General features: G+C 45.7%; 22 protein-coding genes. 18 read left to right on the forward strand and 4 right to left on the reverse strand.

Annotated elements, in window-relative coordinates; translation table 11 throughout:
- Positions 1 to 159 precede the first annotated feature (159 nt).
- The 7 genes from AZI87_RS09365 (at position 160) to fliW (ending at position 5,521) form a co-directional block, all read left to right on the forward strand.
- Entirely contained in the window at positions 160 to 891 is a 732-nt protein-coding gene (locus AZI87_RS09365; RefSeq protein ID WP_063206274.1) for a rod-binding protein, read from the forward strand.
- A gap of 78 nt (positions 892 to 969) precedes the next feature.
- Positions 970 to 1,299 (forward strand): flagellar biosynthesis anti-sigma factor FlgM, encoded by a 330-nt coding sequence (gene flgM, locus AZI87_RS09370; RefSeq protein WP_063206275.1) that lies wholly within the window; start codon positions 970 to 972, stop codon positions 1,297 to 1,299.
- 82 nt (positions 1,300 to 1,381) lie between these two features.
- Positions 1,382 to 1,903 (forward strand): flagellar protein FlgN, encoded by a 522-nt coding sequence (locus AZI87_RS09375; protein WP_063206276.1) that lies wholly within the window; start codon positions 1,382 to 1,384, stop codon positions 1,901 to 1,903.
- A gap of 78 nt (positions 1,904 to 1,981) precedes the next feature.
- The gene (gene flgK, locus AZI87_RS09380; RefSeq protein WP_063206277.1) at positions 1,982 to 3,388 is read left to right on the forward strand and encodes a flagellar hook-associated protein FlgK; all 1,407 of its coding nucleotides are present in this window, start codon (positions 1,982 to 1,984) and stop codon (positions 3,386 to 3,388) included.
- A gap of 70 nt (positions 3,389 to 3,458) precedes the next feature.
- Positions 3,459 to 4,541 carry a flagellar hook-associated protein FlgL gene (gene flgL / locus AZI87_RS09385; RefSeq protein ID WP_063206278.1) on the forward strand — a complete coding sequence of 361 codons (1,083 nt, stop codon included), beginning with the start codon at positions 3,459 to 3,461 and terminating at the stop codon, positions 4,539 to 4,541.
- Between the two features lie 60 nt (positions 4,542 to 4,601).
- Positions 4,602 to 4,829 (forward strand): carbon storage regulator CsrA, encoded by a 228-nt coding sequence (gene csrA / locus AZI87_RS09390; RefSeq protein ID WP_041869353.1) that lies wholly within the window; start codon positions 4,602 to 4,604, stop codon positions 4,827 to 4,829.
- A gap of 164 nt (positions 4,830 to 4,993) precedes the next feature.
- Positions 4,994 to 5,521, forward strand: a complete 528-nt coding sequence (fliW, locus tag AZI87_RS09395; RefSeq protein ID WP_063206279.1) for a flagellar assembly protein FliW — start codon at positions 4,994 to 4,996, stop codon at positions 5,519 to 5,521.
- Between the two features lie 348 nt (positions 5,522 to 5,869).
- Here fliW and AZI87_RS09400 read toward each other — a convergent pair whose 3' ends face one another.
- Positions 5,870 to 7,093, reverse strand: coding sequence for a DNA recombination protein RmuC (locus AZI87_RS09400; protein ID WP_063206280.1), 1,224 nt, complete (start codon positions 7,091 to 7,093; stop codon positions 5,870 to 5,872).
- 99 nt (positions 7,094 to 7,192) lie between these two features.
- Between AZI87_RS09400 and menA the strand changes: the two genes are divergently transcribed.
- Genes menA through AZI87_RS09420 form a run of 4 tightly spaced genes read left to right on the forward strand, consistent with a single transcriptional unit; the run spans position 7,193 to position 10,537 of the window.
- Positions 7,193 to 8,092, forward strand: a complete 900-nt coding sequence (menA, locus tag AZI87_RS09405) for a 1,4-dihydroxy-2-naphthoate octaprenyltransferase (RefSeq protein WP_063206650.1) — start codon at positions 7,193 to 7,195, stop codon at positions 8,090 to 8,092.
- Positions 8,089 to 9,081: an o-succinylbenzoate synthase MenC gene (gene menC, locus AZI87_RS09410; protein WP_063206281.1), complete on the forward strand. Its 993-nt coding sequence runs from the start codon at positions 8,089 to 8,091 to the stop codon at positions 9,079 to 9,081. Before menA ends, menC begins: the two co-directional genes overlap by 4 nt.
- On the forward strand, positions 9,057 to 10,217 hold the full coding sequence (locus AZI87_RS09415; protein WP_063206282.1) for an AMP-binding protein: 1,161 nt from the start codon (positions 9,057 to 9,059) through the stop codon (positions 10,215 to 10,217). Before menC ends, AZI87_RS09415 begins: the two co-directional genes overlap by 25 nt.
- A complete protein-coding gene (locus AZI87_RS09420) occupies positions 10,214 to 10,537 on the forward strand; it encodes a (2Fe-2S) ferredoxin domain-containing protein (protein ID WP_253696622.1) in 324 nt (107 codons plus the stop codon). Before AZI87_RS09415 ends, AZI87_RS09420 begins: the two co-directional genes overlap by 4 nt.
- Here the strand turns inward: AZI87_RS09420 and AZI87_RS09425 are convergent.
- The 3 genes from AZI87_RS09425 to AZI87_RS09435 form a co-directional block, all read right to left on the reverse strand.
- The gene (locus AZI87_RS09425) at positions 10,527 to 12,455 is read right to left on the reverse strand and encodes a hypothetical protein (RefSeq protein ID WP_063206283.1); all 1,929 of its coding nucleotides are present in this window, start codon (positions 12,453 to 12,455) and stop codon (positions 10,527 to 10,529) included. The genes AZI87_RS09420 and AZI87_RS09425 overlap by 11 nt on opposite strands.
- A 118-nt stretch (positions 12,456 to 12,573) precedes the next feature.
- A complete protein-coding gene (locus AZI87_RS09430) occupies positions 12,574 to 13,029 on the reverse strand; it encodes a YkgJ family cysteine cluster protein (RefSeq protein WP_063206284.1) in 456 nt (151 codons plus the stop codon).
- 1 nt (position 13,030) lies between these two features.
- Positions 13,031 to 13,453: an acyl-CoA thioesterase gene (locus AZI87_RS09435; RefSeq protein WP_063206285.1), complete on the reverse strand. Its 423-nt coding sequence runs from the start codon at positions 13,451 to 13,453 to the stop codon at positions 13,031 to 13,033.
- 91 nt (positions 13,454 to 13,544) lie between these two features.
- Here AZI87_RS09435 and AZI87_RS09440 point away from each other — a divergent pair, with 91 nt between their 5' ends.
- The 7 genes from AZI87_RS09440 to AZI87_RS09470 all read left to right on the forward strand — a co-directional run bounded on the left by AZI87_RS09440 (position 13,545) and on the right by AZI87_RS09470 (position 21,449).
- Positions 13,545 to 14,501 carry a polyprenyl synthetase family protein gene (locus AZI87_RS09440; protein WP_063206286.1) on the forward strand — a complete coding sequence of 319 codons (957 nt, stop codon included), beginning with the start codon at positions 13,545 to 13,547 and terminating at the stop codon, positions 14,499 to 14,501.
- A complete protein-coding gene (locus AZI87_RS09445; protein ID WP_063206287.1) occupies positions 14,498 to 15,565 on the forward strand; it encodes a prenyltransferase in 1,068 nt (355 codons plus the stop codon). Before AZI87_RS09440 ends, AZI87_RS09445 begins: the two co-directional genes overlap by 4 nt.
- Positions 15,541 to 16,299 (forward strand): class I SAM-dependent methyltransferase, encoded by a 759-nt coding sequence (locus AZI87_RS09450; protein WP_253696626.1) that lies wholly within the window; start codon positions 15,541 to 15,543, stop codon positions 16,297 to 16,299. The genes AZI87_RS09445 and AZI87_RS09450 overlap by 25 nt, the downstream gene beginning before the upstream one ends.
- Entirely contained in the window at positions 16,277 to 17,437 is a 1,161-nt protein-coding gene (locus tag AZI87_RS09455) for a hypothetical protein (RefSeq protein WP_253696628.1), read from the forward strand. Before AZI87_RS09450 ends, AZI87_RS09455 begins: the two co-directional genes overlap by 23 nt.
- A gap of 69 nt (positions 17,438 to 17,506) precedes the next feature.
- On the forward strand, positions 17,507 to 18,397 hold the full coding sequence (locus AZI87_RS09460; protein ID WP_063206289.1) for a PP2C family protein-serine/threonine phosphatase: 891 nt from the start codon (positions 17,507 to 17,509) through the stop codon (positions 18,395 to 18,397).
- Between the two features lie 206 nt (positions 18,398 to 18,603).
- Positions 18,604 to 19,743: a citrate synthase gene (locus AZI87_RS09465; protein WP_063206290.1), complete on the forward strand. Its 1,140-nt coding sequence runs from the start codon at positions 18,604 to 18,606 to the stop codon at positions 19,741 to 19,743.
- 179 nt (positions 19,744 to 19,922) lie between these two features.
- Entirely contained in the window at positions 19,923 to 21,449 is a 1,527-nt protein-coding gene (locus AZI87_RS09470) for a L,D-transpeptidase family protein (RefSeq protein ID WP_063206291.1), read from the forward strand.
- The last annotated feature ends 103 nt before the right edge of the window (positions 21,450 to 21,552 follow it).

Genomic DNA, 21,552 nt, shown 5'->3' on the forward strand with positions numbered 1-21,552 from the left:
ACTACTCACAGATTCCAACGACGCGTTCGCTTGTTGGAAGCGGTTGGGGAGTTAGAGGGGGCGGAGGTTTTGTTTTTGGGTTCTGGCCGTCTGCGACGGCGTTTTCGTTTTTTTTAATTTCTAAGTTTCAGTTTTCAAACTTCGCACTGGGAGTTGCTTATGAGTGATTCTAGTGGTGCTGCTGGTGGGGCTGGAAATTTTAAGGCTTTTGGGTCTAAGTTTCTTTCTCGGCCTGTGCCTAAATCTCCTGAGCAGAAGCTTCGGGAAGTTTCGGATATGTATGAGAAGCATTTTCTTCGTGAGATGACGAAGGCGATGCGTTCCACTATTCAAGAAGGTGGATTTATTCAGACTAGTCATGCGGAAAAAATTTTTCGTGAGCAGTTGGATGATCACTATGTTGAGAAGTGGGGAGAGCGTGGTGGTGTCGGGCTCTCTGATATGATTTACACGCAGTTGGTTGAGAAATTTGGTGTGATGATGGGAATTAAGACTCAGGTATCTAAGCCTCAGGGTCCTCTCCCTCTTGACACGAAATCTTTCGCGGCTCGTCCGTTTCAACATCCTGGTAAAAAACAATCCGTGTCTTATCGAATTGATAATACGCAAGGTCCTCAAGGTGCAGACAAGGCGCCTGAAGCTGTCAAAGCCCCATGGGACGGGGTTTTGCTGGGGAAGAAGACTTTGGCAGATGATCAGACAATGATTGAAATTGAGCACGACAATGGTCTTAAAAGTCAGATGGTTTTTAAGGGTGGAGTGTCTAAAGTTTCGACAGGGGAAAAACTGCAAGCTGGCGACACCCTTGGGTTTTTAAGTCCTGAGGCGAAGTCACTCTATTGGACAGTCGAGAAGGGTGCAGAACCTGGACCAGAAACTGTCTCAGAATGATTTGGTGTAACTGTCCCATTGTGATACTATGAAAAGAACAAAGAGTGTATTCTAACACTCGAAAGCAGGAGGCCTTCAATGAAGATCACGCACAACAAAGTTGGACAGAATTTGAATCTGACAGATTCTTCTCGCTCTAACAAAGCGGATGCAATTAAAAATAATTCCGCTGGTGCGCCGACAGCAAAAGCAGATGCATTGACTGCGTCGACTCTCGGTGAATCTTCTCGCGTTGAACTTTCTCCACGTGCGCAAGAAGCAAAAAGAATCAAAGAACTTGCGATGTCGGCTCCTGACGTTGACGAAGCCAAAGTTGCTAAGTTCAGAAAATTGATCGACGACGGAAAATACAACGTCGATGCAAAAGCTATCGCCGACAAAATGGTCGACGAACATTTAGATTTCTAAATTGCCGGAAGCCGGTAGAGCTAGCACCCATGCAGGGGTTTATTAACAACCTCACCGCCCAGGCGGCATCAAGGATGATGAAATGATGGACGCAACAGTAGAAAGAGCGTTTCAAAAGTTAGAAGCCAATCTCGAGGAACTCACAAAGATCTATCGTTCTCTTCTCGATATCGTACGCAAAGAAAAAGACCTTCTTCTTCAAGCGGATCGCGATGCTTTGGAAGAAAGCAATAAACTTAAAGAAGAATTGCTTTTCAAACTTCGCGCGCAGGATGCTTTGCGTTCTCGCTATGCGATGGATCTAGCAACAATGGTCGGAGCCGACGTGGAAAATCCTCGTTTGCTGGAGCTTGCACAAAAGTTAGCAGGCACTCCCGCAGCCGATCGTCTTCGCACTCAACATTCCGCTTTGGACATGTTGATCAAAAGAATCACTGACATTAACAAAGACAATGAAGAATACGCTAAGTCTGCTTTGCACACGTTGAATGGTGCTCTTGGCGAAATCAAAGATACTCTCTCCGGTAAAAAAACTTACGGAGGCAAAGGCCAATACAAACAAGGCCCTCAGGTGTCTGGCAACTTCGTTAGTAAAGAAGCGTAAGCGCGGAAGCGCGCAGTGCCCTAGGGCGGAGCCCGAAGGCTGAAACGGTAACAACGACCCACCGAAGATGAGGATAGGATGTCTAAAATCTCGGCTATGATGGATACGGGTAAGCGCTCTCTGATGAATTCTCAGACAGCATTGCAAACGGTCGGTCATAACATCGCCAATAAATCAACCGAGGGCTTTTCACGCCAGCGTGTTGAGCTATTGTCGAATCAGCCTATCGGTGAGGGAAATCTTCAAATCGGTATGGGTGCCCGTGCCGGTGTCGTGACTCGCGTTAACAATCCTTGGTTAGAAAAACAAATTCAAAAAGAAGGCATGAACATGGGCTTCCATGATTCGCGTGCCGATGCTCTGGGCCGTGTAGAGCAAATCTACAATGAGCAGAACAATAAAGGCCTGAATCAGTACATGACTGATTTCTTCAACTCGTTCCGTGAACTTTCTAACAATCCCGAAAGCTTGGCATCAAGAACTTTGGTGCGTGAATCTGCTGTTGCGATGTCGAAAGATTTCGGTCGCGTGGTGGGGCAATTAAAAGCCGTGCAGGAAGATCTAGATGGTCAGGTGAAGACGACTGTGAACGAGATCAATCAGTTGACGAAAGAAATTGCGCAGCTGAATGAAAAAATCCAAATGATCGAAGTTCAAAAAACTCCGGCCAATGATGAGCGCGATCGTCGTGACTTAGTTCTAAAAAAACTAGGCGAAAAGATCGACATTTCTTGGGCGGAAGGAAGAGACGGCATGGTGACAGTCACTGCCGGTCGTACAGGTATCCTGGTTTCAGGTATAGGCTCTTCAGAACTGAAAGCAGAACAAACCGGCAGCCGTGACCGCGTCGAAGTATTCTTCGTGGGTACGGGAACTCCCGCAAACATCACAGATCAAATCACGGGTGGCCGTATTGGTGGTGCTTTGGAAGTTCGTGACCGTGTGATTGAGGACCTTTTGAATCACGTCGACAACATGGCTTACACATTGGCGAAAGAAGTCAATAAAGCCCATATTGAGGGATTTGATAAAAGTGGTCGTCCTGGTGTTTTATTTTTCGAAATGCCGGAACAGACAAAGGGAGCTGCATCGGTTATCGGATTAAATAAAACAATCTTTAACGATGTCGGCAGAATCGCGGCCGGAGCCCAGTCTGGTGCAACGGGTGATAATACTGTTGCGAACGTGATCTCTTCCTTGCAGCACCGTCAAGTGATGGATGGTGGAACTTCGACTTTAGATGATTACTACAACACGCAAGTCGGTCAGATCGGTGCGGTCGCCCAACGTGCGGTGAAATCTCAAGAGTCTCAGAAAAACGTGATGAATCAGCTCACAAATATTCGTGAGAGCATCAGCGGCGTTTCTTTGGATGAAGAGACCACAAAAATGATCGAGTTCCAAAAAACTTACGATGCTTCTGCTCGTTTGATCAAAACAGCAGACGAAATGTTTGATACAGTATTGAATTTAAAACGGTTATAGGCCGTAAGGCCGCAGAGCCGTAGCGCCTGATGGCGCGAAGGCTGAAGCAGCATAAGGATAGAAAGTTTAAATGAGAATTGCAGATAAAATGTCATTCAATCAAGTGAACCAGAATCTGACGAAGAATCGTTCAGATATGGCGGACTTGCAGAATCAAGCTGCAACTCAAAAGCGTATTAATAAACCGTCAGATGATCCTTTAGCGTCAGCGCGTGTGCTGGCTTCTCGTACAGAAGAGCGTGGGAACACTCAGTTTATCAAGAATATCAATAACGCCCGTTCTTTCCTGGAGTTCTCGGACCAATCTTTGGGCGAACTTTCAGAAATCCTAGTGCGTGCGAAAGAGTTGGCTGTCAGCCAATCGAATGATGCCAGCGGAAACGAAGAAACACGTCTGGTCACGGCGTCTGAGATCGAGCAGATCTATAATCAGGCGATTCAAATCGGAAACCGTAAACTCGGAGAGCGTTACGTTTTCGGTGGCTATAAAACTCAAACCACTCCCTTCAATCAGGCCGGAGAATACTTCGGTGATGATGGAGACATGAAGATCCAAACTCATAAGGATTCTTTCGTTGCCATGAATATTCCGGGCAGCAAAGTCTTCTTAGGCCGAGGTTTGGGTGGCGACGGGATTGTTCGGGCTCGTTACGAAGCACCGACAACGGTTGAACAGTTAAAACAATTCCAAAAAGAAGAACAACAACGCGAAGAGGCTAACCGCGAAGTCGAAAGCAACTTCGTAGAGACACGTGGACCTGCATCAGACCGCCGTTCAAGTCGTTCTGACAAGCAAGATCCGGTGACAGGTGGTGGGGGAACCAACATCTTCTCAACCATTAAGGACCTTGAGATTTCTTTGCGTACCAATGACAAGCAAGGCGTTCAAGCCGCCTTGGACACCCTGGATCAGGCGATCTCTCAGGTCGTTCTAACCCGTTCTGAGGTTGGGTCCAGAATCATGGCTGTGAACAATACCATGGACTCCCTGCAAAAAGCGGTGGTGGACAATAAGGTGGCAGCATCCCAATTGGAAGATGCTGACGCTTTCCAGGTTATTTCAGATATCAATAAGACCGACAGCACCCTAAAAGCGACTCTCGAAACGTCGGGAAAGCTTATTCAACCAAGCCTTCTTGACTTTCTAAGATAAAAATAATACCTACAGTTCCGCTTAAAACTACCGATAACGACTGCAGCAAAAGGAGTTGTCATGCTGGTTCTCACACGGAAGTTGGGTGAAAGCATCGCTATCGATGACCACATCAAAATCAGAGTAGTTCAAATCAAAGGTAAACAGGTTCGTTTAGGCATTGAAGCGCCCAAAGACACCAAAATTCACCGTGAAGAAGTCTACGTAGCTATTCAGGAACAAAACCAGCAGTCTGCAAGTGTGCCCGCTGATAAGACACGCAGTGTCGCTAAACTCCTTAAGCCTTAGTCATCTTAAGACCCGCTCCCAGTGCGCTGAAGAAGCGGGTCGTCAAATGCTCTAAATTTTAATTGAGTCTCCCTAGATTTAGGTCCAGATTTATAGGTGTATTCACCATCATGCCGTCTTGGTGTGTCTAAAATTATGGATGAATACGTTTTCCGGGAGGATGAATGATCATTTCGACATCGCGCTTCGGCCAAGTTGAGCTGAAACAGGAAGATGTTCTGACGTTTCCAGAAGGCCTATTGGGTTTCGGGGATCTACGTAAGTTCGCTCTTCTTGATGATCCAAATGATGAAATCTTCGCCTGGTTGCAAAGCTGTGAAGCGCCTCAAATCGCTTTTCCAGTTCTAGAGCCTGAGTTGTTTGCTCCTCAATACAAAGCCACATTGACGAAAAGTGATATGGAAGCTTTGAAATTGGCGGCACAAGAAAAAGCTCGCTACTTCTCTATCGTGACTATTCCAGATGATCCTACGCAAATGACGGCGAACCTAAAAGCTCCTGTTGTTGTGAACGTAGAAGCACGCACAGCTCGTCAATGTGTCCTTCAAGACAACAACTTGGCGATCCGTGAGCCTATCTTCACGAAACTTCAACAGCGCGTGGTTCAAAACCCTGCAGTGGCTATCAAGAACCAATCTTCTGGTATCGACGTAGCGACGAAATTGAACATTGTGAAAGAAGCGGGATTATAATTCCGAATCAAAATTAAGAATGAAAAAAGGCTTGGTCACCCAAGCCTTTTTTATTTGTCCGAGCAACAGACTTCCACTGATCTTTTATCCGTTCGATTGATTCTTGTGTTGAAGTCAGAATTGCAAATAAAAAAAGCGGCCTCAAGACCGCCTTTCTTATGGACGAGAGTCCCCTCACCAAAGGAGGCTCTCTATGAAAAATACCCCTCAACAAGGTACTTTTCGGAAGTTTATAGAATTACTTAAGTTGTTAATCCTGATTCTGTTTTTACTAATCAGTTCGTGCAGTTAAGTTCTTAAGCTTGCCATAACCGGGATTCATCACGGATGAAGCGGTTTTGAGGCCGCTTAAGCATTCTCTAACTGAGGTAATGATTTTTCCGTTTTAGCGCCCAAGCGCTTTAGATCTTCCACTTGGTCAATCAAGTTCCCGCGACCTTCAGAAACTTTCTTAATCACATCTTCATGTGCTTTTTGAGCCGCGGAAAGTTTTTCGCCTAGGTTTTGAAGGTCTTTTAAAAGGCCTGCGAATTTTTCATAAAGAAGGCCACCACGCTTCGCGATTTCAAGCGCATTTTTTTCCTGACGATCTTGCTTCCACAAAGCCGCCACCGTTCTTAGTGTTGCTAGCAAAGTCGTTGGACTCACGATCGCCACGTTTCTTTCCCACGCGTACTGGAAGAGCTCTGGCTTCAATTTAAACGCCAAAGCAAAAGCCGGCTCTAAAGGCATGAACAAAATCACGAAGTCCGGTGAAATCAACTTATCGGCTGCGTGATATTTTTTCTCTGATAAACCGTCGATGTGTTTTTTCAAAGATTCAACGTGAAGCTTTCCCGCACGCTCAAGATCTTCAGGGGTTTCTGCCGAAGAGTATTGTTCGTAAGCGATCAATGTCATCTTTGAGTCGACGATTAAATGTTTTTCGTCGGGCAGACTGACGATAACGTCAGGACGAAGAATTTGTCCGTCTTCGCCACGCAAATCCAAGTCTGTTCCCTGAATGATGTACTCTTCACCTTTACGAAGGCCCGAGCGTTCCAGAATATTTTCTAAGATCAGCTCGCCCCAATTACCTTGCGTTTTTACTTCACCCTTAAGGGCTTTTGTCAGATTCTGCGTTTCTGCGGACATGACTTTATTTAGTTCCATGAGCTTCGAAAGTTCCCCGCGCAGCATGCCGCGCTCAGAGCGTTCTGTGGAATAAGTCTCTTCCACTTTCTTTTCGAAATCTTTGATGCGCTCTTTAAGAGGTTCCAAAACAGAAGCGATATTTTTGTGGTTCTGATCGGTAAACTTGGCAGACTTTTCTTCAAAGATTTTTTGCGCCATCACTTCAAACTGAGTGTTCATTTTTTCCGCCAGCGCTTCTTGCTGTTTGCGAGCATCGGTCATCAAGACCTTTTGTTCAGCGAGGCTTTGTGAAAGAAGATCATTTTTCATCTGCAATGCTTGAACATCCGCCTGCAACTGAGCTTTTTCAGATGTCGCTTGGGCTTTCATTTTGAAATAAACCACGAGGCCCGCGATAAGCGCTCCCGCGAAAAAAGAAAGGACAACGAATAGATTCATGAAAAGACCTCCGACGGTTTCTTTTTGCACTTAGAAATTGCATTGGTCATCAGAAAAAGTTCTGATAGAAATGGTTTAAAGTTAACTCGAAATGGTGCGATGCAAAATATGACTTCTTCTGCGATTCAAATCAAAAGTATCCTTCTGGCGTTCCGTCCGAAAACTCTCACGGCAGCTTTGGTGCCTTGTTTAGCGGGAACCGCCTTGGTGCGTGCCATTGGTCTTTCTTGGGATGGTTGGGTTTTATTTTACGCTTTAGCGGCCTCATTCTTAATTCAGATCGGAACGAATTTGGTTAATGATGCCGTTGATTTTAAAAAGGGCGCAGACACGGAAAAACGCATCGGCCCTCAGCGCATCACTCAGGCGGGGATTTTGACGGCGGGTCAGGTGATGGCCTTGGGATCTGTCTGTTTTCTTTTAGCCGTTCTTTGCGGTATTCCGCTCGTGATGAAAGGCGGCTGGGTCATCGTTGCTATCGGAATCGCTTCGGTATTGATGGGTTACTCTTATACGGCGGGCCCTTTTCCTTTAGCTTATTTGGGATTGGGCGATCTGTTTGTAATTCTATTCTTTGGTTTGCTGGCCGTCATGGGAATCGTATTTCTGAATACCGGTGAGTGGATGCAAGAGGCTTTCGTTTTGGGATTGCAGATCGGATTTCACGCCACCGTTCTTATTGCGATCAATAATCTTCGCGACCACAGCGGTGACGCTTTAGTGAATAAAAAAACTCTGGCCGTCCGTTTCGGAGTGAAGTTTTCACGCTATGAAATCGCGACATTGTGTTTTTTGCCTTTTGTATTGAATCTTTATTGGTGGTTTGAAGGTTACAAGATTCCGGCGATCGTTTCGATGTTTGCAATGCCGCTGGCATTTAAGATCACAAAAAATGTTTTCAATACAGAGCCCAGCCCCGCTTACAATAAATTTTTAGGTCAGGCAGCCGGTCTTCACTTGGTGTTTGGTCTTTTATTGGCGATAGGATTCGCGTTTTGATTCAAATTTCTTACAGCCCTTATTCTTTGCAACCTTTGCAATCGCTCAATGCGGTGGCGGGGGCGGCTGCTCGCGAAGGCGTGCTGCTAAAAATTGAATGGGCTGATGGTCTGAAAGGCTATGCGGATCTTCATCCTTGGCCAGAACTAGGTGATTTAACTTTAGAAGAACAGCTTTCGAATCTTCGTCGCGGTAAAATGTCGGCGCAAGTCGAGCAATGTTTTTGGTTGGCCCGTCGTGATGCCCAGGCACGCAAAGAGGGTAAAAGTCTTTTTGATGGTGGTGAGAAACTAAAAAACAACTTTCTGCTTTCGGATTTCACGGCTTTAAAACCCGGTTTTCTTGATGAGTTAAAAAAAGAAGGCTTCACCACTTTGAAAATCAAAGTGGGTCGCAATCTTCAAGAAGAGGCGGGGGTTCTTACGCATGTTGCGGCCGCAGGAATGAAGATCCGTTTGGATTTTAATGCCGTGGCGACGTGGCAGATCTTTGAACGTTTTATGGGAAGCTTGCCCGCAACGGTGAAGCCTTCCATTGAATACGTGGAAGATCCGTTTCCTTTCGATATCGCTGCATGGTCCGAAGCAAAGAAGCTCGTAAAGATTGCCGTCGATAACCAATACGACAAAGTGCCTTGGGAAAAGTTGCAAAAAGCCCCTTTCGATGTGCTTGTGATTAAGCCCGCAAAAATCGACGTCGATAAGGCCCTTGCTCAATGTAAACAATGGAATCTGAAAGCCACGGTGACAAGCTACATGGATCATGCCGTTGGCATTGCTCATGCGGCAGCGATCGCCATGGAATTAAAGAAACAACACGGCGAAATGATTCTGGAAGCGGGTTGCCTGACTCATCGACAATTCAAAATGGACATGTTTTCGGCAGAGCTCAACACGCAGGGACCTTACTTACTCAAAGTGAAAGGCCGGGGTGTAGGGTTTGATAAATTGCTTGAGGGGTTGCCTTGGCATCAGCTCAAAAGAAGTTAGATCTTCATTCAGATAATAACGAGATCTTACTGAATCCACGTCTTCCTCAAGAAGACTTTGAGGCCCTTCATTCGTTAGCACTCTCGATACAAAATGAAAGAAAATTAAAAGGCCATGTCTGGATTGCAACTTCTGGTTCGACGGCGGATTCAGCGGCGCGCACAAAACTTGTGGCTTTATCCAAAAAAGCGTTGATGAGTTCGGCTTCAGCCGTGAATCTGCATTTGCAAAGCACGTCTCAGGATGTGTGGGCGCAAGTTCTGCCGCATTTTCATGTTGGCGGTTTGGGAATCGAAGTGCGGGCAGAGCTTGCCGGTGCGAAAGTGATTTCGGCATTGAAGGACGGGCGCTGGGACGCTCATCACTATTACAGCATTCTTAAAAGCGAAAAGTGCACGTTGTCCGCTTTAGTGCCGACCCAAGTGTACGACTTGGTCGCTCATTCTTATCAAGCTCCCTCGACATTAAGGGCTATTGTGGTGGGTGGGGGCGCTTTCGAAGTCGAGTTATTCAAAAAAGCACGATCGTTGGGGTGGCCTGTGTTACCCAGCTACGGAATGACGGAAACAGCTTCGCAAATTGCAACTGCGAACCTGGATTCTTTAAAGAGTGATGAGTTTCCTGACATGGGGTTGCTCTCGCATGCCACCGCACGAACAAATGAAAATGGTTACCTAGAAGTTCAAGCGGATTCGTTATTCACATGTTATGCCCAAAATACTCAAGGTGGAACGCGCTCATGGGATCCGAAGGTGGAAGGCTGGTTTACGACGGAAGATCGCGGTCAGGTTCTTGACGGGGTTCTGCATGTGCAGGGGCGTAGCAAGGACTATATTAAAATCGGTGGCGAGGGGACAAACGTCGCGCACCTAAGATCTGTCTTAGAAAACTGCGCTCTGGCTTTGAATCCAAGCTTTCCTTTGAAAGTGACGTTGTTAGATATGCCATCTGAAAGGTTAGGAAGTGAAATTCACATTGTCAGTCTACTTTCAGAAGCAGAAACTGATAACATAGTGAAAGCCTATTCTGATAAGGTGCTTCCGTTTGAAAAACCGCGCAGGGTCCATTACGTGAAGAACATCCCACGCAGTGATCTGGGCAAGATTTTGTGGGCGCAATTAAGGAGCTTGTTATGATTAAAAAAGAAGAAAATCCATGGTCGAAGGGCATCGTGCTTGTTTGTACGAAGTGCCATAAATCTATCAGCTCTAAAAGTCTGCATGAAGAAGGCAATGCGGGTGAAAATCTAAAAACATTTCTGAAAAAATCCTTCAAAGAAAGTGGTGATCTTTCAAAAATTCGCATTGTGACTTCAAGTTGTTTGGATGTCTGTATCGACGAACTGCAAGCTTTGACTTACGCCAGTGTTGATGGGGACACCGAAACGTTCACGGTCCACCCCGAGGCAGACCGTGATGAGTTGATGCAGATTCTGCGAAAGAAAATTAAGGAATAAAAAGTGTTCCGCTCAGAGTCTCAGAGTAGAGTCCTGGCACGAAAGAGCTTATTGACACATTCGTTCCGTTTGGAATTCCCAATTTCGAAATATAGAAGGTTGTTGTAGCACTTCCGGCAGGGATTGTGACTGTACTTGAAAGTGGTGCCGAGCAGCTGGCATCACTGAAAACTCTATTGTTCACACCGTCCGAAAAATTCACAGTAAGTGCGATACTCAGGCTGCTTGGCACGTACGCTGGATTGTAATACGCATCTTTACGAGTCATGATCACCGGCACACAGCTTGGCGCAAGACTCAGATCCCAAAAATTAGATGGCGCTTCGTAGGTAATTCGTGTCGCCACAGTTTTCACTCTTAGTTCTGTATTATTCATTTGGGTTAATCCGCCGAGTTTAAAATGGTAAGTGCCATCATTAATGGTTGCTTTGAAATAAACTCGCGTCGCATCTGAGCCAGTTGCAACATTAGTTTGAGTTATTTCAGACCCAGCACTGCATATATCGCTGGCGTAAAAAGTTCCTACTGAGCTTTCCACTGTAGATAAATTGATAGTGGCATTGCTTGAGGCTGGCATGCGAGTGCCATTATCGTTCATAACAACAATGTCGAAATGTTGACACGAGTGTCGTGTGACATCACGAGGTCCCCAGATTCCCACCTTCGTGGTCGTATTTTTATTAGAAAGATCCACTTTCATATTGTACGGGGCAAAGTCGTAATTGTAGGCACTTCCTGACGCGGTGGTAGCCGAAATATTGAATGATTTGTAAGAGTCTGAATCTGTTCCAGAGGCGTATTTCACGTAAATCGTAAACTCGCTTCCATAATCAGGCAAATTTACGATTGAGGATTCCGTAGAGCAAGATGTATCCGAGTAAAACTTCATCCTTGAGTCTGAGGTTGTTAGGCTAATAATGCCGTTGATATTGTCGTACGCCATTGTCCGATTATAGAGGTTCGTGCGCATCTTCATTGGATAGCAAACATCTTTATATATTTGATAGCGATGGTCTTCCAGCGAAAGCCAGCGAGTTGCAGTTGACGAAGAGTCGCGCATCGTTACTAGATAATCGGTTGGATTTGCAGTTAAAGCGGAAGGTGAAGCAATCTTGAATGTCATCGTTCCCGATTTAGCATTCGTCGGAAATTTGTAGATAATATCGATGCCATCTTGGCCAGCGGGAATGGAAAACGTTGTTTGTCCGGCAGTACCTGAGGAATCATTGTCGCAGTCTTGGAAGGTATTGTAAGCGGAAATTGGCGTAGTCACGCCTTGAAAAGTATTTTGCACTGAAAAGCTGATCGCCGAAGTGTGCGTAGCACGATAGCCTTGGGCGTTTGTTAGATAAACACGCATAGAATCGCATTGACCCGAACCCGCAAACCCGGCAGGCCATGTTTTTTCAATGTTGACCGTTGTTGCCGGGCTTGAACCATTGCCGCCGCCATGATCTTCAGGGTCTTGCAGAATTAGAATCGCTGTATCACCAATCAGTGTTTCACCTTTGATGTAGATGTAATCAACGTCAGTGCCATTGCTTCCACCCACGATACCCCAGATATTTTCTAAATCATTTTTCGTTAGATAAAGATCAAAAGACCCATCAGAACAATCGCGATCGTTTGTGACGCCCGTAAGACTTGTCCCTGTTGTATCGGGAATTGAAGGCGGTTGATGCCAGGTCGTTTTATCGAAGCTTAAAAGAATATTTCCTACGCGGGCATCGCAGCTTCCTTGAATGCGCACATAGTTTTGCAAATCAAAATCCTGATCAAAGGGACTGGATCCCTTCAGGGAAGGCGCGGGCAACTTTTTGCCTAACGAAGCCACTTCCAATTCAGGACTTTTGCAACTTGTTAACAAGGCCGCAGAAAGGAGTAAAACAGAGAGATATTTAGAGCTTACGTTCTTCATGGATATCTCTTCGACAAAGGACGAGGGGTCCTTAAGATTCAGAATGAGATTCTTAGAAGAACTAAATTTCTTGTAAGTCTGATGACTCAGGCTGAGACGAAAAAAAGAAAGGGCTCAGTTATTTGCCCCAACCCTTCTCACTTTGAATTTGTTCACGCAACTGGGCTTCAATTTTTTCAGCGGGAATCACTTCACCGCGACCGACACCAGGGCAGAAGGCTTTGACATCTTTCGCCCACGACTTCGCGTTCATCACTTCGGGCCAGAAGGGCCATGTGCGACATTGAGTGGGGCGCGCTTCATAAGCGCCACAGCTTTTTCCTTTTAGAAACATGCAATCCGGGTTTTTAGGATCTTCTTTCAAATGCCAGATTCCGCCGCTGCGAGCACAGTATTTTTTCGTGAACTCTCCCACGCGCATGTTGAAGTGCTTTGCAAAGCGCTTGCGGTCTTCAAGACTCAAAAAGACGTAGCCATATTCACCATGAGACGTGCAGCATTTGCCAGAGCCGGTGCATTCAAAACGAACTCCCTTGCGCCACCATTCATCACCTGTAAATTTGAACTCTTCCATCCTAGCCTTTCGACGTTTCCAGGTAAGGTTGCAAACGCGATTTCATTTCGGCAGGCAAAGCTGCTTTTTGCTTTGTTTTTCCATCCACCACGGAATGAACCATGTGAACCACCGCATTTGTTTTACCGGACTGAGTAAACACATACTTCATTTTAAACGAAGTTTCACCAAAACTCGCCACTGTCACCGCGATGTCGTAGGTTTGACCAGGAAAGAAAGGAGACAAAAAGTCAGATTCGGTGTGGCGGATCGGGATGATCAAATCACGTTGGCCAAACCAGCCCTGATAGGTATAACCAGCGGCTTGAATAAACTCCTCAAATGCGTCGTGGGCGAATCCGAAAATATTCCCGAAAAACATGATTCCCGCAGGGTCGGATTCCCTGAAGGTTAGGGTCTTTTTGGTGTGAAAGATTTTATTCATAATGTCTCGAACTTTAAGGCCGGAGAGCCCTTGACAGCAAGCAGATAAATCGACAAGTTATCGGCTTACGACCCACCTTCAGGAGTTAAAATTGCAGCGAAGTGTCATTGATCTTAAAGTCTATGATCCAAAGGATTTTCCGGCTTATTTGCCGAAGCTGAATAAGCTTTATGATGATCTCTTCGCAGGTGGAAAAGGCTTCCGCGCAAAACTCATTCGCATGATGAGTTCCAATCTTTCTTTAGATCCCAAAGCCGAACTTCTTTTAGGTCAAACTATCGAGTTCATCCACAACGCCTCTTTGCTTCACGATGATCTTATTGATCGTTCTCATCTTCGCCGTGGCAAAACGGCGGCATGGTTGAAGTACACTCCCGAATACGCTGTTCTTGCGGGTGACTACCTTTTGGCGCGTGTGATGGTGAATCTTTCTGGTCACGGCAATATCAAGCTGGTGCAATACACGGCGGAAGTGATCTCGGACCTTTTGGAAGGGGAGTGGCTTCAGGATTCAGTTGTGGGCGACTTTTTTGTGACGCTCGAACAACTGGATCGTATTCATAACTTAAAGACGGCCAGCTTATTTAAATGGTGTATTCGCGCTCCATTCATTGCGCAAGAAAGATACGACGAAGAATTGCATCGTGTACTTGAAGAGATGGGAACTTTGTTGGGTCAGCTTTTCCAACGCAGTGATGATCTTCTTGATTACGACATTCGTAATGATGAAGGCAAAGCCATTCTTGGCGATTTGAAATCGGGATATTTAAATTCATTTGGAGCTTTCGTTTCGAAAGGCCGTTCCCGTCAAGAGATCGACACTCTGGTGAAGAGCAAAAATCTTGAAGAGTATTACGCCAGCATCGGTGGTAAAGCTCAGTTTGATCAAAAGCTTCTTGAATTTGACGAAATGAACAAAGGCTTGATCCAAATGTACAATCATCACTTGGAGCGCCTGAAAACTTTCTTAAAGCCCGGTGAGGAAGGTTTGATCGATCAACTTCGTCCTTTGACTGAGATTCTTTACTGGAGAAGGAAGCCGTCGTGAGTGAATTGATCACGCTGTCTAAGAATTCTCCTGAGTTTGAATCTTACCTTCTTGGAACATTCTCGAAAACCCATCGCGCTCTTCCCGTCCAAACACTGAATGTGAATTCAGCGTCTGAGACGGTGACTTTCCGTATTCTGCCTTTGGAAAGTATCAAGAAACCCTCATCGTTGACGGTGCTTTTACAGACTTTCAAGGCGCGCAGTTTCTTGCTGATCTTGGCTCCGTTGTTTTTAGTTCTAACGAAAAACATCGCTTATCGTACGGTCGTAGATCCTTTAACGACAGCCATCGCCACAGTGGGTGTATTGCTTGCGTTCATTGCGGTAAATCTTCGCAATGACTACATGGACCACATGAAAGGCGTAGATCGCGTCCTTGAAAGAAGTGGCAGCCGTTCAATTCAAAACGGTTGGGTGACCGCCGACCAAGTTAAAAATTATTCGACGGTTCTACTTAGTATGGCCATTCTTTGCGCACTTCCGATCATCTTTGCGTTTCCAGAAGTCGCGGGAGTTATTTTCTTAAGCTTGATCATTGGATTGTGGGCTCAGTTTAAAAAACAAAATTCCTTTAAGTATCAGATCGGCGGAGAACTTGCCCTGTTTCTGATGTTAGGTCCCTTGTTAACCGTTGGATATCAGCTTGCCATGGGGGCCGGTTTTGACTGGGAAAGCGTGTGGCTAGGGTGCCTTTGGGGATGGCTGGTTCTTTTTGTAGTTCAACTGAAAAATTTCATGAACATCTTTCCTAGTGCGCAAGCGGGTTTCACGAATACGGTGAATTGGTTGGGCTTTGATAAAAGTCGTCGCCTCTTGGCCGTGTGGTGGATTTTGTTCCTGGGTTTCAATTTGCTTTTCCACGTTCAGTATGCCGGATTCTATTGGGGTTTTTATTTATCCCTGGTTCTGGTTCTTCTCTCTTTCAGTTTTATTTATAAGCTCAAAAATATTTCCAGTCCTGTTGGCAGCGAACTGCGCGCCGTTTTCAAAGCGGGATTTTATCTTTTCCTGATCACCATAGGCTTGTGGGTATTTGAATGTCTGTGGTATCTGGGAACATAAGCCCGTCTCGAACTTGTATTTTAGCTTCTGCAAATGCTTTAGAAAAAGCGCAGTACTGGGCATCCTTTTTAAATTGCCCGGTAAACCCAGCGAATAAAGACGATTTCTTTTTTCATTTCGTCGTTGAAGCAGATCGCGTGTATGTGCGCGATCAAGAACGTCGCCTTTTAGAAATCGATTTTGATAAAAATCATCTGGATTACGAACGCAAAGGTCATCGTGGTAAGAATGAACTTATTGCCAAGGCTTTGGGTGTTGCGAAGGGCTGCCGAAAAATTTTAGACCTTTCAGTGGGTTTAGCTGTCGACAGCGTGTTTTTGACTCAACTGGGATTTCAAGTCACCGGCGTTGAAAGATCGCCAGTGCTTTATGCTCTTTTAAAGGAAGCGTTTGAGAAAACTCAAAAAGAGTATCTGAAGTCTTACGAACTTTTTTATTCTGACAGTCTGAACTTTTTAAAGGAAAAAAAGGGTCAGATCGAAATTGACAGCATTTATTTTGATCCGATGTATCCGCATAAAAAGAAGTCTGCATTGCCGAAGCAAGAGATGGTCGTCTTTCGTGATCTCGTTGGACATGATGATGATGCGGCGGATGTCTTGAAGGAAGCTCTAACCTGGCCGGTGCAAAGAGTGGTTGTGAAACGCCCTTTGCATGCAGAAGAATTGTTGCCAGGGGTCCGTCACGCATACGAAGGAAAGGTGGTCCGCTATGATACTTATGTGGTTGGGTAGTTTTTTTCTGGTGATGTACGGTTTGACGGAATCTCAGAAGCACTTAGGGACTCTTTTCTCGTCCTTGCATAAAAAAGTTCTTAACATGGGAATGGAAACAAATTTGGTAAAGACTTTTATCCGTTGCGCTGATGTGGTGATCTTTGAAGTTTCACCACAGCGTTCCCTCTACACGGGGATGGCTTTGTACAATCTGCGTGTCTTACCCTTGGCTCCAGCGACTTTGATCATGGCGATGAGCACACTGGGCGTCTGGTGGATCGCGATTCTTAGCCTTTTGTTCTTGGGCTTCAGTGGGTATTTTATTTTAGGTCTTTGTGTTTTGGGTCTTTTTATTTTCACTTCCAGCGCGAAAGCCAAAACACTCTTACAGTTTGCTTTTAGCGTGGGAATTTTTCTGATCGGCGGCGAAAGCATGATCAAAAATTCCACGGTCATTCAGAATCTTTTAGGCCAAAGTGATTTGGCTTTCTTTTTGGCCGATGGTCGCTTTCCCCCGGTGTTGACTCTTCTTGCCGCAAGTCTTCTTTTGAGTCTTGTTATCAAAACAGAGTTTTGGACTCTGGTTTTGGGATTAAGCCTGCTAATGACAAGCACGGTGTCGCTAAACGGCGTGATGGGGCTTGTTGCCGGTGAAAGAATAGCGCGCATGATTCTTTTTTGGTGGCACTCGCGGTCTTTGAATCAAGATTGTCAGCGTATCGGAAAGCACCTTGCGGCTATTTCCATTCTTGGAGTTCTGATCGGTTTCTGGTTGGCAGGCGAAGCACGCAATCTTTTCTATTTTAATTTTTCAACGGACATGGCTTCTTTTCAGGATAAGAGCCTGCAATTTGTCGGACTCGTTCTTGTGATTTTAGTGTGTCAGTTCTTAGCGCAAATGATTTGGGGCCACTTCGGAAGTCGCGTCAAAGTCGACGAGCTGCAAGAGGCTAAATATTTTCCACCTATGTGGACTGAGCGTGAATATCTTTCTTTGCCAGCTATGTCCTGGGCCAAAGAGAAAGTGCAAAAGCGCTTAAGCGAAATTCGCTATCACCTGCAGGGACTTGGTTCTTTGAAAGAGGGACAGGTGCCAGAGCACATTCAAAATCGTCTGAAGGATGAAGAGCAGCAGTTAACCCGCCTGGTATTTTAAAACCCCGACTAAGGGCTGTGACTTGCGATAAGGATGACACTCACGAGTGTCCTCCTTACAATATTTTTCATGGCAGACGAGACTGATTTTAAAGAGCGTATTTCTGAACTCGAACATGAACTCGCAGTAAAAGATGCTGAGCTTCATCGTTATCGCCTGGAACTTTCCAAGGCCAACACGGCATTAGAGAAGCTGATCACGCAAATCAGTCAGGAACTGAAGTTCGCTCAGACGCTGCAAAAGTTTCTTTCTCCGACAGAACTTCCCAATGTTCAGGGTTTTGAATTTAGCACTAAGTTTTTACCAGGCACGCGTTCCGGTGGTGATTACTTTGATATCTTTGAGCATGAAGACAAATTGAAATTTGGAATTTTGATCTCGAGTGCGAGTGGTTATTCTCTGTCGTCACTTTTGCTTTCCGTGATTATTAAAATCTCGTCGCAGATGGAAGCTCGTCGAGGACTTGAAGCGCATAAGGTCGTGGCTTTGCTGGCAAAAGAGATCGTGCCGCATATTTTGAATGAAGATAAAGCCAGCGTCTTTTATGGCGTGGTCGACCGCCGTAGTTATGAAATGCAGTACTGTTCCGTCGGTGTGATAGATGGCTTTTTACAGGTCTATGGTCAAGACAGCTTGGTAGAGCTTCTACCAACGGGGCCTAGCTTCTCGAAAGACTTTAACACGGAGCCTCAAAGTCGCACGGTGCAGCTCAATCCTCGGGATCGTCTAGTGATTGCGACCGAGGGGTTGAAGAATTCTCAGAACTCGTTAGGGGTGAACTGGGGTGGGCACGGACTTTCTGAGGCTATTTCTCGGGCGCCGAAACAAGGTGTTCACGAACTGCGTAACGAGATCTTATTCTCGAATGAAAAATACACGGGTAAGACGGATCCTGTGAGGGATCAAACCTTGATCGTCACGGAAGTAAAAGACAAGGTCATCAAGCTCGCTAAAAACTAAAACGGCCTGATGTTTTATGAAAAACGCTCTCCTCTAGAGCGTTCCATTTCTTGAATTCCAGCTCGATTTTCGTGGGTTCTTCGTCGGGGACCAAATCGTTTTCAACAACGGGTTTATGGGACTTTAGATGTGTAAGTCCGTGACTTGTTGTTGAATTTGTTGTTATGAGTACAATGTTTAAGTGAAAAGTCAGAAAGGAAACTACAATGGCTGAAGTAAATATCTACGAAGGCGCCTTGGATAAGGGTTTGGAAGGCGTTGTTGCGTGTACGACGAAAGTATCTTTTATCGTCGGTGATTCTTTAAATTTCCGTGGTTACACAATTGACGATCTTGCGGAAAATTCAACTTTTGAGGAAGTTACTTACCTTCTTTGGAATGACAAAATGCCTAACGCGAAAGAGCTAGAGACTTTTTCTGCGACACTTCACAAAGAAATGGCATTGAGCCCAGAATTTATCCAAGTTCTTAAAGCAATTCCTACAAACGTTCATCCAATGGGTTGGTTGCGTACAGCTGTATCATTGATGGCTCACTGGGATTCTGACGCTAACGACAACTCTGCTGAAGCGAACCTTCGTAAATCAGTTCGTTTGACGGCAAAAATGGGAACTTTGCTTTGTGCATTTGATGCTATTCGCAAAGGCCAAGAACCGGTTCAACCTAAGGCTGATAAATCTATCGCTTGGAACATGATGTACATGCTTGGTGGCGGTAAAGAGCCTAATGCTGAGCACGTAAAAGTGATGGACACTTGCTTGATCCTTCACGCTGACCACGAATTGAACTGCTCTGCATTCGCAACTCGTGTAACAGCTTCTTCATTGTCAGATCTTCACTCTGCGATCGTATCTGCGATTGGTGCGTTGAAAGGACCTCTTCACGGTGGTGCCAACGAACAAGTGATCTTGATGCTTCAAAAAATCGGAACAATGGACAAAGCACAACAATTTGTTAAAGACGCTTTGCAAGCTAAAGAAAAAGTAATGGGTATCGGTCACCGCGTTTATAAAAACGGCGATCCACGTGCTCGTATCTTGCGTGGTATGTCTGACAAATTGACTAAGGCCGCTGGCATTCACCACATGTACGAAATGTCCACTTTGATTGACGACACAATGTACAAAGAAAAAGGTTTGATGCCGAACGTGGACTTCTATTCTGCAACTGTTTACTTCTCTATGGGTATCCCCACAGATCTATTCACTCCGATCTTTGCGGCTTCTCGTATTTCTGGATGGTGTGCTCATGCGTTTGAACAATACGCAAACAACCGCATCTATCGTCCTCGTGGTAAATGGGCAGGCAAAGAAGGTCTTAAGTGGACTCCTGCGGCTCAAAGATAATTTGTTGAGCTTCAAATTTTCTACTGCGAAAGAGGAGACTTCAGGTCTCCTCTTTTTTTTGCTCTTTTGCAGAGTATTTTTTTTTCGAAATATATGCGTCCCTAGCCCACTCAGCGCTGCCCAAATTCCCCAATTCGGAACAGAATTTTCTTTAATGAATGGAACCTGAGGGGGAGGCTATGAAATTGTTTCTAATCGCTTTTCTTCACACGTTGCTGTTGGTGAGTACACAGGCTAACGCGCAATTTACGCAGGCCGCACGCGCAGACTACTTGAACATCATCGATGAACTCGATCTGGGTGACATGCGAAACACGATGCTCAACGTGGGGAATGAGGGGTTGAACCCCAGCCGTTACTGGACGGCCGCCATGGAGCAAGCCTGGAAGGTCGGAGGCTATTGGGATGCGAACCTGAAGCGTCAGGCAAACGAAAACTTTCTTTTACTCCTTGAAGACATGCACGGGGGAGTTGTGGACCCAAGCACAATGGGTTCCGACGTTAAGATGTCGAAGAAATCTTTCGTGAGCGATAAGCAGCTTCGCGTGTTGATGTACACGCATGGTTTACGCTCGCAACCTTTACTGATGAGCTTTTCTCCACAATCAGCTCCGTATATTTCTTTAAAAGAAGCCCTTCGTCGTATCACTTACTATTGCAACAATGGCATGTGGACGAATCTTCCGACACCCGCAAAAAAAGTGGAGCTTGGCGGAAGTGATCCCGCAATTCCTGCATGGAAAGAACGTCTGCGTCTGTTAGGCTATAAAATCTCAAGCGTGGATCAGACTTTCGATACGCAGATGATGACTGCAATCAATGACATCCAATGGTTGAACAAAGTTGTGCCCGACGGTTCTATCACCGCCAGCGGAAGTACCTATAAATATCTGAACACAGGCTGCATAGAAAGAGCTCGTCAGATTCGCTTAGATATGGAAAAGCTTCGTTGGTTCCCGCAAACCTTTGAAGACCGCTATATTTATGTGAACTTGGCGATGACTCAATTCAATTTGATCGACAAGCAGACGGGCACCAGTATGAACTTCCGTACGATCAATGGTCGCACCGCGCGTCCTTCACCAACGATGAAGGACAAAGTGGTTTACATCGTGATCAACCCGTACTGGGTCGTGCCACCGACAATTTTCCGTGAAGACAAGATGGAGGATTTAAAAGGTTTAAGTCCATCGCAAATCACAGAATATTTCGACAGCCATAACTATGAACTTTGGAACAGCACTTTCACTAGACGCGTGGACCCATCCACCGTTGATTGGAACAGTCTAGACCCCAATTCAGACAACCTGTTCTATATTCGTCAGCGTCCACACTTGGGGAATGCTTTGGGAGTATTGAAGTTCATGATGACAAACCCTTACGCGATTTATCTGCATGATACGAATCAGCGTGAGCTTTTCGCCGATGGACAAAGACAATTGAGTTCTGGCTGTATTCGCTTGGAACAGCCAGTGGAGTTGGCGGAGTATCTGTTGAAAGGGACGAACTGGAATCGCAGTGCTATTGAGGCGGCGATGGCGAAGCCGGGTGAAGTCATGGAAAACGACACCCGCGTTAACTTGCAAAAGCCTATTCCGGTTTATCTTGTGTTCCAGACTTCGAGTTTGAATTCGGATGGGGTTATTCGGTTCTCTGAGGATACTTATCGTCAGGGAGCGCGGATGCTTCAGCGCGGGGCTTATTAGTCTTTCGCTTCGAACGGGGGATTTGGCCTGAAGAGAGGTCTTCGTGCTGAGTCGCTTCGTTCGGGCACGCCTTCCAGGCTCTGTCGGTGCCGAGGCTTCGCCT

Origin of the sequence: Bdellovibrio bacteriovorus (assembly GCF_001592745.1) — a bacterium.
GTDB lineage: Bacteria > Bdellovibrionota > Bdellovibrionia > Bdellovibrionales > Bdellovibrionaceae > Bdellovibrio > Bdellovibrio bacteriovorus_B.